Genomic DNA, 14,559 nt, shown 5'->3' on the forward strand with positions numbered 1-14,559 from the left:
CGGGCGCTCGCGAGCGTCGGCGTCCCGGGGAGGGGTCCGGTCGCGCGGGGCCGCCGCGCGCCGTCGGGGTTGCTCCCGACGACGCGCGGCGGATCCGGTGGACGGGTCTCAGCCCTCGGTGGCGGTGACGAGCTCGGACTGGAAGGTCGCGAGGTCGGAGCCGCCGGACGTGAACTTGCTCGTCGCGTCGGAGATCGCGTTGAGCGTCGCGACGGGCGCGGCGGCACCGTGCGCGAGCGAGGACACGATGGTGTCCTGGCCGAACGACTCGATCGCGGTCTGCTGGTACTCGGAGAACTCCGACGGGTCGGCGTCGGTACGGGCCGGGATGGAGCCCTTGGCCTTGTTGAACGCGACCTGGCCCTCGAGCGAGCCGACGGTCTCGAGCCACGCCTTGGCGCCGTCGGGGTGCGGCGCGCCCACCGGGAGGGTGAACGAGTCGGCGAGGAAGTCGAACACGCCGTCGGTGCCCGGGACGGGAGCCGCGGTGAAGTCGGTGCCGAGCGTCTTGCCCTGCTCCTCGAACGCCGCGACGGCCCAGTCGCCCATGACGTTGAACGCGGCGTTGCCGTCGATCACCATCTGGGTCGCCTCGGGCCAGTCGAGCCCGTCACGGTCGGTGTTGGTGTAGCCCATGAGCTTCTCGAAGTCCTCGAGAGCCGCCGTCACCTCGGCGCCCGACCAGTCGGTCGAGCCGTCCCACAGGCCGTTGTACGCCTCCGCGCCGAGGTCGGCGAGGAGCACGGTCTCGAGCAGGTGGACCTGGGTCCACGTGGTCGCGACCGAGAGCGGCGTGACGCCCGCGGCCTTGAGCTTGTCGAGGTCGGCCATCCAGGCGTCGAGGTCCGCGTACGTCGCGGCCGGGTCGATGCCGTTGGCCTCGAGGACCGTCGGGTTGGCCCACACGACGTTCGCGCGGTGGATGTTCGACGGGATCGAGTAGATCGCGCCGTCGTCGGACTTGAGACGGTCGACGAGGTCGGCCGGGAAGACGTCCGTGAGGCCGAACTCGTCGTAGAGCGACGAGACGTCCTCGATCTGCGCGGCGTCGATGTAGTCCTGGAGCTCCGCGCCGGCGTGCGCCTGGAACGTGTCCGGCGGGTCCTGCGCCTGGAGGCGGGACTGGAGGAGGTCCTTCGCGGCCGAGCCTGCGCCGCCGGCGACCGCGCCGTTGATGAACTCCACGTCGGGGTGCTGCTCGTTGAAGACGCCGACCAGCGCGTCGAGACCCGCCTTCTCGGAACCTGCGGCCCACCAGGTGAAGACCTCGACCTCGTCGCCGCCCCCCGAAGCGCCCCCGTCGCCGGTTCCCCCGTCACCGGAACCACCGCCGCTGCACGCGGCGAGTGCGAGACCCACGAGGGCGGCCGTCGCCACCGTCGCGCTCGTCCTGCGATCGATTCGCATCGTGATTTCCCTACGCCTTCTTCGGTCGTGGGGGACCGGCGGGACGACCACGTCGCACCGGCCGGGCGCACCGGCGCGCCCTCGAACCCGCTGCCCATACAACGTCCCGCCGCGCCTTGATGTCAAGAAATGAACGCAAGCGTCGCTGAATCGTGATCTTCGCGTCAGATCGTGGATCCAACCTGCGGTTCCGTCGAGACTCGCTCATTCTGACAGCGCTGTCCAGTCGTCGCGGAGGGCCCGCGACGTGTCCAGCCCCCGGGGCGTCCCACCTGGACGGGGGTGCCCCGGCGGTATCCTGACCTGCGTGCGCGCTGACCGGGTGACCCCGGGCTCGCAGACTTCACTGCGTGAGGCCAACCGAGCTCGGATCGTGAGCGCCGTCCAGCAGCGTGGCTCCCTCACGCAGATCGAGCTGGCCGGCGTCACCGGGCTGTCCCCGGCCACCGTCTCCAACATCGTCAAGGAGCTCACCGGCGCGGGCGTGCTGCACACCTCGCCCTCCACGCGCAGCGGGCGCCGCGCGCTCCAGGTCACCCTCGCGCGCAACCTCGGGCTCGTCGCGGGCGTCCACTTCGGCACCCGGTCGATGCGGGTCGCGCTCGCCGACGCGTCCATGCGCGTCCTCGCCGACCAGCGCATGCCGCTCGCCCCCGACCACCGCGCCGACACCGGGCTCCAGCGCGCCGCGCTCCTGGTCGAGGAGATGGTCGCGTCGGTCGACGCCGCCCCGGACGAGCTGCTCGCCGTCGGCGTCGGCGTGCCCGCGCCCGTCGACGTGCGCGCGGGCCGCATCGCGACCGTCGGGATGATGCGCGGCTGGGACGGCGTCGTCGTGCCCGAGATGCTGGAGGCCGAGCTCGGCGCGCCCGTGACCGTGGACAACGACGCCAACCTCGGCGCGCTCGCCGAGACCCGGTTCGGCGCCGCCGTCGGGCACGACGCCGTCGCGTACCTGCGGGTCTCCCACGGCGTGGGCGGCGGGCTGGTCCTCGGGGGGCGGGTCGTGCACGGGCGCGCGGGCGTCGCGGGCGAGATCGGGCACGTGACGATCGACGAGAACGGCCCGGTGTGCCGCTGCGGCAACCGCGGCTGCCTCGAGATGTACGTCGGTGCCGGGGTCCTGCTGTCCATGCTCTCCGAGAGCCGTGGTCCTCTCACCCTGCGCGACGTCATCGCGCGCGCGCAGGAGGGCGACCCCGGGTGCCGGCGCGTCCTGTTCGACGCCGGCCAGCACCTGGGGGTCGCGGCCGCCAACCTGTGTAACCTGGTCGACCCCGAGATCGTCGTCGTCGGGGGACAGCTCGCCGAGGCGGGCGAGGCCCTGCTGGGCCCCCTGCGCACCGCGCTCGAGCAGCGCACGGTGCCGAGCACCGCGGGCCCCGTCCAGGTCGTCGCGTCCGAGCTCGGGTCCGCCGCCGAGGTGCGCGGCGCGCTCGCCGTCGCGCTCGACCTCGCTCGCGTCAGCGGGTCGCTGGGGGTGAGCGCATGACCGGGACCACCGTCGCCCGGACGGGACCCGCCCGCCGCCGGGCGCACGGCGTCGTGACGGCCGCGCTCGCGGTCGTCGTCGTCGCGCTGCTCACGCTCGCCGGGTGCGCGGCGCCCGAGGAGCCGGCCGGCCCGTCCGAGGGGACCATCGGCCTCCTGCTGCCCGAGGCCAAGACCGCGCGGTACGAGACGTCCGACCGCCCGACCTTCGTCGGCGTGGTCGAGCAGCGCTGCGCCACGTGCGAGGTCCTGTACGCCAACGCGGCCCAGGACGCCGCGAACCAGCAGCAGCAGGCCGAGTCGATGCTCGCGCGCGGCGCCGACGTCCTCGTCCTCGACGCCGTGGACGCCGTCGCCGCGGTGAGCATCGTCGCGGAGGCCCAGCGGCTCGGGGTGCCCGTCATCGCCTACGATCGCTTCGTCGAGGGCGCGAACTACTACGTGTCGTTCGACAACGAGCTCATCGGGTACCTCATGGGGGAGGCGCTCGTCGGCGCGGTGCTCGACCGCGCGGAGCAGGACCCGCCCCCCGACGGGCGGCGGCCGGGGGTCCTGTTCGTCCAGGGCTCGCCGACCGACCCGAACGCGGCGGAGTACGCGGCGGGTGCCCACCGAGCCTTCGACGGAGAGGACATCGACGTGCTCGCCGAGTACGACACCCCCGACTGGAGCCCCGACAAGGCGACCGAGTGGGTCGAGGGGCAGCTCACGCAGTACGCCGGCCGCGTCGACGGCGTCTTCGCGGCGAGCGACGGCATCGCGGGCGGCGCGATCGCCGCGATGAAGGCCGCGGGCCTCGACCCCGTCCCGCCCACCACGGGTCAGGACGGCGAGCTCGCGGCGGTCCAGCGCATCGTCTCCGGCGACCAGTACATGACCGTCTACAAGGCCACCGCCCAGCAGGCGCGCACGGCCGCCGAGCTCGCGGTCCGCGTGCTGCGCGGCGAGGACCCGCGCGCCACCGCGAGCATCGACGGCGTGCCGAGCCTCCTCCTCGCGCCGCGCGCGGTCGGGATCGACGACGTGCAGCGCGTCATCGTCGACGGCGGCGTCCACACGGTCGACGAGATCTGCACCCCGTACTACGTCGACGCGTGCGTCGAGGCCGGGCTCGTGGAGGCCGCCCCGTGAGCGCACCCGTCCTGTCCCTGCGCGGGGTCTCCAAGAACTTCGGCGGCGTCCGCGCGCTCGTCGACGTCGACGTCGACGTGCACGAGCACGAGGTGCTCGCCGTCGTGGGAGACAACGGCGCGGGCAAGTCGACGCTCGCCGGCGTCGTCGCGGGCGCGTTCCGGCCCGACGCGGGCGAGGTCCTGCTCGACGGCGCGCCCGTCGTCCTCGACTCGCCCGCGGCCGCGCGGGCGCACGGCATCGCGGCGGTGTTCCAGCAGCTCGCGCTCGTCGACGACCTCGACGTCGTCGAGAACGTGTTCCTCGGACAGGAGACGCTGCGCGGCCCGTTCCTCGACGAGATCGCCATGGAGCGCGAGGCGTGGGGCCTGCTCGACCAGCTCGCCGCGACCGTCCCGTCGGTGCGCCAGCCCGTGCGCACGCTGTCCGGCGGGCAGCGTCAGGTCGTCGCCGTGGCCCGGGCTCTGCTCGGCGCGCCGCGCGTCCTCGTGCTCGACGAGCCGACGGCGGCCCTCGGCGTCCGCCAGACGGCCGAGGTGCTCAACCTCATCGAGAAGCTGCGCGAGCGCGGCCACGCGGTCGTCCTCATCAGCCACCAGGCGGGCGACCTCCAGGCCGTCGCGGACCGCATCCTCGTGCTGCGGCTCGGGCGCGTGCACGGCGAGTTCGCGGGCGACACGTCCTACGAGGACCTGCTCGCCGCCATGACCGGCGCGGTCCGGCCCGCCCGGACCAGCGGCACGACCCGATCGTCGACCGGCCCGGGGCACGAGCGGCGCTCCGGCGGCACCGGGGCGGTGCACCGATGAGCGTCCCCGGCCGCACCTCCGGCGCCGCGCTCGACCGCTCGGGCGTGCTGTCCGGCAACGTCGTGCGCCAGCTCCGCGGCGCTCACCTCGGCATGCTGCCGATCGTCGGCGCGCTGCTGCTCATCTGGGTCGTGCTCGGCGCGATCAACCCCGCGTTCCTCTCGGCCGAGAACCTCGTCAACCTCACGCTCCAGAGCGCCCCCACGGGGATCATCGCGCTCGGGGTCGTGCTCGTGCTGCTCGTCGGGCAGATCGACCTGTCCGTCGGCTCCGTGAGCGGGCTCGCGGCGGCGGTGCTCGCGGTCGGGATGGTCAACCTCGACTGGCCCGTGGGGTTCGCGATCCTCGCGGCGCTCGCCGTCGGCGTCGTGGTCGGGCTCGGGTACGGGCTGTTGTCCACGCGCCTCGGGCTCGCGTCGTTCGTCTTCACGCTCGCCGGGCTGCTCATCCTCGCGGGCGTGCAGCTCCGGGTGCTCGGCCCGTCGGGCTCGATCAACATCCCGTTCGAGTCCTGGCTCGTGCGCACCGTGCAGCAGGGCTTCCTCGCGCCGGCTGCCGCCTGGGGCCTGGTGGTCGTGGTCGTGGCCGGGTACGCCGCGCTGCGCGTCGTCGACCACCTGCGCCGCGTGCACGCCGAGCTGCCGAGCCCCGGGCTCGGCCGGATCGCGATCCGCACCGCGGTCCTCGCCGCGGTCCTGGTCGGCACGGTCGCGTACCTGGGGACCGCGCGGGGGATCGGCTACACGGTCGTGCTGTTCGTCGCGCTCGTCGTGGTGGTGGACGTCCTGCTGCGCCGCACCCGGTGGGGCCGGTCCGTGCGCGCGGTGGGCGGGAACCGTCGCTCCGCGCTCCTCGCGGGCGTCGCGGTGCGCCGGACCGTCGTCTCGTGCTTCGTCGCGTGCTCCACGTTCGCCGCGCTGGGGGGCATCCTCGCGGCCGGGCGCCTCGCCGCCGCGAACCAGGGCACGGGCGCGGCGGACACCTACCTCACCGCGATCGCCGCGGCGGTCATCGGTGGGACGAGCCTGTTCGGCGGGCGGGGGAGCGCGTGGTCCGCGCTGCTCGGCGTGCTGGTCATCCAGTCGATCGCCAACGGGCTCACGCTGCTCAATCTCGACACGGCGACGCGGTACATCGTGACCGGAGCGGTGCTCCTGCTCGCTATCGTCGTCGACATGCTCATCCGCGGTCGACGGGAGGTCTGATGATGGTGATGCAGGGGGAGAGCACGGGCACGCTCCCGCCGGGCGGGAGCGCTGCCACGGCGCCGGGTTCCGGGACGGGCACCCCGGCGGACACGACGGTGCGCCCGCACGCGGGGCGAGGAGGCCGCCGGCCCACCCTCGCGGCCGTCGCGGAGGTCGCGGGCGTCAGCCTCAAGACGGCGTCGCGCGTCCTCAACGACGAGCCGAACGTGGCACCACAGACGCGGGCCAAGGTGCAGGAGGCCGCGCAGCGGCTCGGCTTCCGGCGCAACGCGGTGGCCGCGGACCTGGCGCGCGGCGGTTCGTCACGGCTCGTCGGCTTCGTCACCGGCGACCTCGCGAACCCGTTCTACTCCGCGCTCGCGAGCGGGATCGAGCGCGAGCTGCGCCATCACGGGCTCCAGCTCATCACCACGAGCTCCGACGAGGAGCCCGAGCGCGAGCGCTCGCTCACGGAGGCGCTCGTCGAGCGCCGCGTCGGCGCGCTCGTGGTGACGCCCACGTCGACGGACCACTCGTCGTTGCGCCGCGAGCTCGACGACGGCCTGCCTGTCGTGTTCATCGACCGTCCCGCGCAGGGCGTCGACGCGGACACCGTCGTCATCGACAACCGCGGCGGCGTGCGCGACGCCGTGACGCACCTGCTCGCGCACGGGCACCGACGCATCGCGCTCGTCGGGGACGTGTCGCGGCTGTGGACGTTCCAGGAGCGCCGCGACGAGTTCGTCGCCACGCTGCGCGGCGCGGGCGTCGAGGACCCGTCGCGGTACGTGCGCGACGGCGCCCACGACGCGGAGCTCGCGCACGCGTTCGTGGCGGAGCTCCTGGCCCTGCCGGAGCCGCCCACGGCGTTCGTCACGGCGAACAACAAGATCACGGTCGGCGCGCTCCACGCGCTGCGCGACCGCGTGGCCGCGGGGGGCCGCGCGGACGTCGCGCTCGTGGGGTTCGACGACTTCGAGCTCGCGGACCTGCTGGACGTGACCGTCGTGGGGTACGACGTCGTCGAGATGGGACGCCAGGCCGCGGCGCTCGCGGTGTCGCGGGCCGAGAACCCGGAGCTCGCCCCGCGCCTGGTCGTGGTGCCCACGCGGCTCGTGGTCCGCGGCACGGGCGAGATCCCCGGTCCCGGCGCGTAGCGGGGCGTCGACTGCGGGCGTCCCCGGCCGTCGACGGCACGCCGGTGGCCGGCCCTCGCGGGCGTCCTGTTCCGGCGTCAGGTCGCGTTGACAAAGCCCGCTGGCGCCACATAAGTTCAGGTCGCCCCTGACAACGCTTCCCCCCTGCGCGTTGTCAGGGGCACCCCTGCAGCCTGACAGCGCTGTCACGATCGAAGGAGATCGCGAGCATGACCAGACCACAACCGCCCGGACGCGTGGTCGCCACGCGCTCCGGCAGCCGCCGCGCGCGGCCCCTCGGCCTCGCGCTCGCCGCTGCCCTCACCGTCCCCCTCGCCGTCCCTCTCGGAGCCCTCACCGCTGCGCCCGCCGCCGCGGCCGAGCCGGGCGACTTCTCGTCGTCCTTCGAGTCGGGAGACCCGGCCGCGCTCGCCACCACGGTGGCCGAGCGCGACGGCGCGCCCTGGCAGGCGAACGTCGGGTCGTTCACGAGCGGCCTCCCCGGCAGCGTGCTCGGGAAGCTCAAGGCCGTCACGGCGAGCGCCCAGAACCTGCCGAACGAGGGCGCGGCGAACCTCGCCGACGGGAGCTCCGGCACCAAGTGGCTCGCGTTCGCCTCGACCGGCTGGGTCCGGTACGAGTTCGCCGAGCCCGTGTCGTTCGTCGCCTACTCGATGACGTCGGGCGACGACTCGGCAGGCCGTGACCCGAAGACCTGGACGATCGAGGGATCGAACGACGGCTCCACGTGGACCCCGCTCGACCAGCGCACCGACGAGGACTTCCCGAACCGGCAGCAGACGCGCAGCTTCGAGCTCGACGAGCCCACCGAGGCCTACACCTACCTGCGCCTCAACGTCACGGCGAACTCGGGCGACTCCATCGTCCAGCTCGCCGGGTGGGACCTCTCGGCCGACCTGAGCGCCGGCCCCTCGGCCGCGCCCATGAACACCAAGGTCGGCACCGGGCCGCGCGTGAACTTCACCAACAAGGCGGGCGTCGGGTTCTCCGGCCTGCACTCGCTGCGGTACGACGGCTCGCACCTCGCCGACGGCGAGACCTACGCGACGAACGTGCTCTACGACGACGTCGACGTCGTCGTCGGCGAGGACACGCGCCTGAGCTACACGATCTTCCCCGAGCTGCTCGACGACCTGCAGTACCCGTCGACGTACGCGTCCGTGGACGTGCTGTTCACCGACGGCACCTTCCTGTCCGACCTCGGCGCGCGCGACGCGCACGAGACCGTCGCGACCGCGCAGGCGCAGGGCGAGGGCAAGATCCTCTACGCCGACCAGTGGAACTCCGTGCGGATCGACCTCGGCGACGTCGCCGCGGGCAAGACCGTCGACCAGCTGCTGCTCGGCTACGACAACCCGGGCGGTCACGCCGGCACCAAGTTCGCGGGCTGGCTCGACGACGTCGCGATCACCGCGAGCCCGGCGACGATCGACGGCTCGAGCCTCGCCAACTACGTGGACACGCGCCGCGGCACGCTCGCGTCGGGCAGCTTCTCGCGCGGGAACAACATCCCGGCGACGGCGACGCCGAACGGCTTCAACTTCTGGACGCCGTACACCAACGCCTCCTCGCAGAGCTGGCTGTACGAGTACCACAAGGCCAACAACGCCAACAACAAGCCCGTGCTCCAGGGTTTCGGCATCTCGCACGAGCCCAGCCCCTGGATGGGTGACCGCAACCAGCTCACGTTCCTCCCGTCGACGGTGTCCGGCACGCCGAACGCCACGCTCTCGACGCGCGGACTCGAGTTCGACCACGCCGACGAGCTGGCGCGCCCGGACTACTACGGGGTCACGTTCACCAACCAGTCCGCGATCGAGGCGACGCCGACCGACCACGGCGCGGTGCTGCGCTTCTCCTACCCCGGGAACACCGGGCACGTGCTCGTGGACAAGGTGGACGGCTCGTCCAAGCTGACGTTCGACCAGGCCACGGGGACGATCTCCGGCTGGGTCGAGAACGGCTCGGGCCTGTCCGTGGGCCGCACGCGCATGTTCGTCGCCGGCACCTTCGACCGTAGTCCGACGGCGGTCGGGACGGCGGCGGGCAACCGTGCGGACGCGCGCTTCGCGACGTTCGACACGTCGTCCGACAAGACGGTCGAGCTGCGCGTCGCGACGTCGTTCATCAGCCTCGACCAGGCGCGCAAGAACCTCGACCTGGAGGTGACGGGCAAGACCTTCACCGAGGTCAAGGCCGCCGCCGCCCAGGCGTGGAACGACCGTCTGGGCGTCATCGAGGTCGAGGGCGCGAGCGAGGACCAGCTCGTCACGCTGTACTCCAACCTCTACCGCCTCAACCTGTACCCGAACTCGCAGTTCGAGAACACGGGCACGGCACAGGCGCCGGTGTACAAGTACGCGAGCCCGGTCTCGGCGACCACCGGATCGGCGACGGACACGCAGACCAACGCCAAGATCGTCGACGGCAAGATCTACGTGAACAACGGGTTCTGGGACACGTACCGCACGGCGTGGCCGGCGTACTCGCTCCTGTACCCCGAGCTCGCGGGCGAGCTCATCGACGGGTTCGTCCAGCAGTACCGCGACGGCGGCTGGATCGCGCGCTGGTCCTCCCCGGGCTACGCCGACCTCATGACGGGCACGAGCTCCGACGTCGCGTTCGCGGACGCGTACCTCAAGGGCTCGCTCCCGACGGACTCCGCGCTCGAGGCGTACGACGCCGCGCTGCGCAACGCGTCCGTCGCGCCGCCGAACAACGCCGTGGGCCGCAAGGGCCTGCAGACGTCGCCGTTCCTCGGGTTCACCCCGGAGTCCACGCACGAGTCCGTGTCGTGGGGCCTGGAGGGGCTGATCAACGACTTCGGCATCGGCAACATGGCGGCCGCCCTCGCGGAGGACCCGGCCACGCCGGACGAGCGCCGCGAGACGCTGCGCGAGGAGTCCTCGTACTTCCTCGAGCGTGCCACGCACTACGTCGAGCTGTTCGACCCCGAGGTGGACTTCTTCGTGCCGCGGCACGAGGACGGCACGTGGGCCGTCGACCCGGAGACCTACAACCCCGAGGCGTGGGGCGGCGGGTACACCGAGACGAGCGGCTGGAACTTCGCGTTCCACGCGCCGCAGGACGGCCAGGGCCTGGCGAACCTCTACGGCGGCAAGCAGGGCCTCGAGGACAAGCTCGACCTGTTCTTCTCCACCCCGGAGAAGGGCGCCGGCAACGGCGGCATCCACGAGCAGCGCGAGGCGCGCGACGTCCGCATGGGCATGTGGGGCATGAGCAACCAGGTGTCGCACCACATCCCGTGGCTGTACGACGCCGCGGGCGCGCCCTCGAAGGCCCAGGAGAAGGTCCGTGAGGTCACCCGCCGCCTGTTCGTCGGCAGCGAGATCGGCCAGGGCTACCCGGGCGACGAGGACAACGGCGAGATGTCGTCGTGGTGGATCTTCGCCTCGCTCGGCTTCTACCCGCTCCAGGTCGGCTCCGACCAGTACGCGGTCGGCTCGCCGCTCTTCGACAAGGCGACCGTGCACCTGCCGGACGGCGACCTCGTGGTCAACGCCGAGAACAACTCGGTGGACAACGTCTACGTGCAGTCCCTCGCGGTGGACGGCGAGGCCCGCACCTCGACGTCGCTCTCGCAGGCCGACCTCTCGGGCGGCGCGACGCTGGACTTCGTCATGGGTCCGGAGCCGTCTGCCTGGGGCACCGGCGAGGACGACGCCCCGCCGTCGCTCACGGAGGGCGACGAGCCCCCGGCGCCGGTCCAGGACGCGACGACGTCGGGCCTCGGCACGACGACCGTCGCGGACGGCGACGCGACCACGAGCGCCGCGGCGCTGACGGACAACACGTCCGGCACGCGCACGACGTTCGCCACGGCGACCCCGTCGATCACGTGGGCGGGCAACGGCATCCGGCCGACGGTCGGGTCGTACACGCTGACCTCCGGGGCGAGCGGGACGGCGTCGCCGTCCGCGTGGACCCTCGAGGGCTCGGACGACGGCGAGACCTGGACGACGCTCGACGAGCGGTCCGGCGAGCAGTTCCGCTGGGCGCTCCAGACGCGGCCGTTCACGGTCGCGGAGCCGACGGCGTTCGCGCGGTACCGCGTGACCGTCACCGCGACCGCCGGTTCGGGCGCGCTGTCGCTCGCCGAGGTCGAGCTCCTGGCCGACCCGAAGGCCTCGGGCGCCGAGGAGCTCACGCTCTCGGCGGCCCCGGACCGCGACACGGTCACCGGGCGCGAGGTCTCGGGCTCGTTCGCGACCCTCACCGGGGTCGAGGGCGACGCGTCGGCGCTCGACGTGCAGGTCGCGTTCGGCGACGGCTCCGAGCCGGTCGCGGGCTCGCTCCAGGCGGGCGCGTTCGGCGGGTACGCGGTGAACGCCGCGCACTCGTGGACCGACCCGGGCGTCTACCCGGTGACCGTCACGGTCTCGGGCGAGGGGATCGAGCCCGTCTCGACCTCCTCGTACGTCACGGTCTCGCTCCTGCGCGAGGGCTCGCTGCTCGGTGCGTACGACAACGTCTGCATCGGCGACCTCGGCACGACCGTCGGCTCGTGCGACGGCCAGGGCGTGTTCTTCGACCGGGCCCAGCTCGCGGCGAAGGGCTTCGTCCAGGGCGAGCGGGGGACGGTGCCCGGCACCGACCTCGCGTTCGACGTCCCGGCCGTCCCCGTCGGCCAGCCGGACAACGCGACCGGCGACGGCCAGACCATCGAGCTCGAGGTCCCCGCGGACGCCGAGCAGCTCTCGGTGATCGGTACGGGCACGGAGAAGAACCAGCAGGCCCAGGGCGTGCTGACCTTCGACGACGGCTCGTCGCAGCCCATCGACCTGAGCTTCGGCGACTGGTCGGGCGCGGCGCGCAACCCGGTGTTCGGGAACATCGCGGTCGCGGTGACGGACAACCGCCTGCGCGGCGGGAGCCCGCAGACCGGTACCCCCGCCGCGTTCTTCGCGACGGCGCCGATCACGCTCCCCGAGGGCAAGCGGGCCGTGAGCCTCACGCTCCCGGACCAGCCGGGCACGCTCGCGAGCGACGGCCGCATCCACGTGGTCGCGGTCGCGCACGACGGCACGTTCGCCGAGCACCCCGCGCTCGAGGTCACTGCCGCGGACGGCGTGACCCTCGCCGCGGGCCAGTCCACGGACGCGGCGCTCGCCCAGGTGACCGGCGGCCGTGAGGGCGCCGAGCTCCGCGCGGCGGTCACGTGGGGCGACGGGTCCGACGTCGCGGAGGGTACGGTGACCGACGGCTCGGTGACGGGCGCCCACGCCTACGCGGCCGCCGGCACCTACACGGCGTACGTCGTGGTCGACGACGGCTGGACCAGCCAGGTGGTCGAGGTCCCCGTGACCGTGACCGAGGGCCAGCCGACGCTCGCGATCGACGTCACGGTGAGCACGCGGTGCCTCGCCGGCAAGGCGTACGTCGCGGTCCGTGCGGAGAACGGCGAGGACGCGCCGGTCGCGATCCGGCTCGTCACGCCGTTCGGCACCAAGGAGTTCCCGGCCGTCGCGCCGGGGGCCAACGCCTACCAGTCGTTCGCGACGCGGGCGACGTCGGTCGAGGCCGGCACGGTCACCGTCGAGGCGACCCGAGGAGACCAGGGGGTGACGGCGTCGATCACGGCGGACTACGCGGCCGTGACCTGCGGCTGAACCCTGAGCCCACCTCGCGCCCCGGCCTCCGGGGCGTGAGGTGAGCATGCACCACCGGCGGTGCCCCGGGATGATCGTCCCGGGGCACCGCGCCGTACCGGCACCGCGCCCGGTGCGGCACCACGTTTCCCAGCACGAGAAGGACCGAGACATGACCGAGCACCCGTCCGAGCAGCCCTCGCCCGCAGCAGCCCCCCGGGTCGACCCCACGGCCGACCTCACGGCATGGCGGCGCGACCAGCTCGCCGACCTCCTGTACTTCGGCGCGGCCTCGCTGCGGTCGGACGGCGCCGCGCAGTGGCTCGACGACGACGACGTCCCCGACCTCGCGCGGCCGGTGCACACGTGGATCACGTCGCGCATGGCGCACGTCTACGCCTTCTCGTCCTTGCTGGGCGTCCCGGGCGCGGGCGAGCTCGCGGACAAGGCGCTGCAGGGCCTGCGGGGCGTGCTCGTCGACGCCGAGTACGGCGGCTGGGTGTCCTCGCGCGGTCCGGGCCCTCGTCCCGGCGACCTCGCCGCGACGGAGGAGGGGTCGGTCGACGGCACCAAGAGCGCGTACGCGCACGCGTTCGTGGTGCTCGCCGCGGCGTCGGGGACGATCGCGGGCCGCGACGGCGCGCGCGAGCTGCTCGACGCGGCGCTCGCCGTGCTCGACGAGCGGTTCTGGGAGCCCGGGCCCCGGATGCACGCGGACGAGTGGTCGCGAGACTGGACCACGCTCGACGAGTACCGCGGGGTCAACGCCAACATGCACTCCGTCGAGGCGCTGCTCGCGGCCCACGACGCGACGGGCGACGCCGAGTGGCTCGGCCGCGCCGCGTCGATCGCGGACCGCGTGATCGGCTGGGCGAGCGAGAACGACTGGCGCATCCCCGAGCACTTCGACGCGGACTGGAACCCGCTGCCCGACTACAACGCCGACCGCCCGCGCGACCCGTTCAAGCCGTACGGGTCGACGCCGGGGCACGGGCTCGAGTGGGCGCGTCTCCTCCTCCAGGTCGACATCGCGTCCGGCACGCCCGGCGCGCGCACCGAGGCCGCGGTCGCGCTGTTCGACCGCGCCGTCGCCGACGGCTGGGACGGCGAGCACGGCGGCGGGTTCGTGTACACCGTCGACTGGTCCGGCGTGCCCGTCGAACCGCGCCGCTACCACTGGGTCGCGGCCGAGGCCGTGGCCGCGGCCGACGTGCTCGGCCGGGTCACGGGGGAGTCGCGCTTCGCGGAGTCCGCCGCGGGCTGGTGGGCGTGGATCGACCGGTTCCTCGTCGACCCCGAGCGCGGCTCGTGGCACCACGAGCTCGACACGGCCAACCGGCCCGACGGCGTCACGTGGGTCGGCAAGCCCGACGTCTACCACGCCGCCCAGGCCGTGATCCTCCCGGACCTGCCTCTCACCGGCTCGCTCGCCGCATCGGCCAAGGCCGCGGGCAGCATCCTGGGCTGACGCCCACCCAGACCGCCGAGCCCGGGGTCGTTCCCCACGTCACCGTCGCCGTGAGGAGCGACCCCGGGCTCGGCGCTGTTCAGCGACACCCCCACGATCTTTACCGTTCTTCGTGGGGGTTCACCCTCGACCCGGATTCGGGTGAGACGGCGACGACACCCATCAGGCTGGATCGTGCTCGTCGCGGCCCGCTGTTCGGCGATGGCGACAGGTGACGGCGTCCAACGTGCGGATCTCCCCGACCGGCAGACCGTCCTCTGGACCTGCGGCATCGGTGTCAGACGTTGTCGACAGCCTGCT

8 protein-coding genes are annotated in these 14,559 nt (G+C 73.3%); 7 read left to right on the top strand and 1 reads right to left on the bottom strand.

What is annotated here, in order from left to right:
• Positions 1-108 precede the first annotated feature (108 nt).
• On the bottom strand, positions 109-1,407 hold the full coding sequence (locus tag ACN9MS_RS02735; protein WP_426310614.1) for an ABC transporter substrate-binding protein: 1,299 nt from the start codon (positions 1,405-1,407) through the stop codon (positions 109-111).
• Positions 1,408-1,780: 373 nt separating this feature from the next.
• Between ACN9MS_RS02735 and ACN9MS_RS02740 the strand changes: the two genes are divergently transcribed.
• From ACN9MS_RS02740 to ACN9MS_RS02770, 7 genes are all read left to right on the top strand, one after another.
• Complete coding sequence (locus tag ACN9MS_RS02740; protein WP_141390638.1) at positions 1,781-2,899, top strand: ROK family transcriptional regulator; 1,119 nt, start codon at positions 1,781-1,783, stop codon at positions 2,897-2,899.
• Complete coding sequence (locus ACN9MS_RS02745) at positions 2,896-4,029, top strand: substrate-binding domain-containing protein (protein ID WP_426310615.1); 1,134 nt, start codon at positions 2,896-2,898, stop codon at positions 4,027-4,029. Before ACN9MS_RS02740 ends, ACN9MS_RS02745 begins: the two co-directional genes overlap by 4 nt.
• Entirely contained in the window at positions 4,026-4,838 is an 813-nt protein-coding gene (locus ACN9MS_RS02750; RefSeq protein ID WP_426310616.1) for an ATP-binding cassette domain-containing protein, read from the top strand. The genes ACN9MS_RS02745 and ACN9MS_RS02750 overlap by 4 nt, the downstream gene beginning before the upstream one ends.
• The gene (locus tag ACN9MS_RS02755) at positions 4,835-6,043 is read left to right on the top strand and encodes a sugar ABC transporter permease (protein WP_426310617.1); all 1,209 of its coding nucleotides are present in this window, start codon (positions 4,835-4,837) and stop codon (positions 6,041-6,043) included. Before ACN9MS_RS02750 ends, ACN9MS_RS02755 begins: the two co-directional genes overlap by 4 nt.
• Entirely contained in the window at positions 6,043-7,182 is a 1,140-nt protein-coding gene (locus ACN9MS_RS02760; protein WP_426310618.1) for a LacI family DNA-binding transcriptional regulator, read from the top strand. The genes ACN9MS_RS02755 and ACN9MS_RS02760 overlap by 1 nt, the downstream gene beginning before the upstream one ends.
• A 209-nt stretch (positions 7,183-7,391) precedes the next feature.
• Positions 7,392-12,812 carry a GH92 family glycosyl hydrolase gene (locus ACN9MS_RS02765; protein ID WP_426310619.1) on the top strand — a complete coding sequence of 1,807 codons (5,421 nt, stop codon included), beginning with the start codon at positions 7,392-7,394 and terminating at the stop codon, positions 12,810-12,812.
• A 151-nt stretch (positions 12,813-12,963) separates the two neighbouring features.
• Positions 12,964-14,259, top strand: a complete 1,296-nt coding sequence (locus ACN9MS_RS02770; protein WP_426310620.1) for an AGE family epimerase/isomerase — start codon at positions 12,964-12,966, stop codon at positions 14,257-14,259.
• Positions 14,260-14,559 lie beyond the last annotated feature (300 nt).

It is taken from the genome of Cellulosimicrobium sp. E-16 (genome assembly GCF_049913115.1).
Taxonomy (GTDB): Bacteria; Actinomycetota; Actinomycetes; order Actinomycetales; family Cellulomonadaceae; genus Cellulosimicrobium.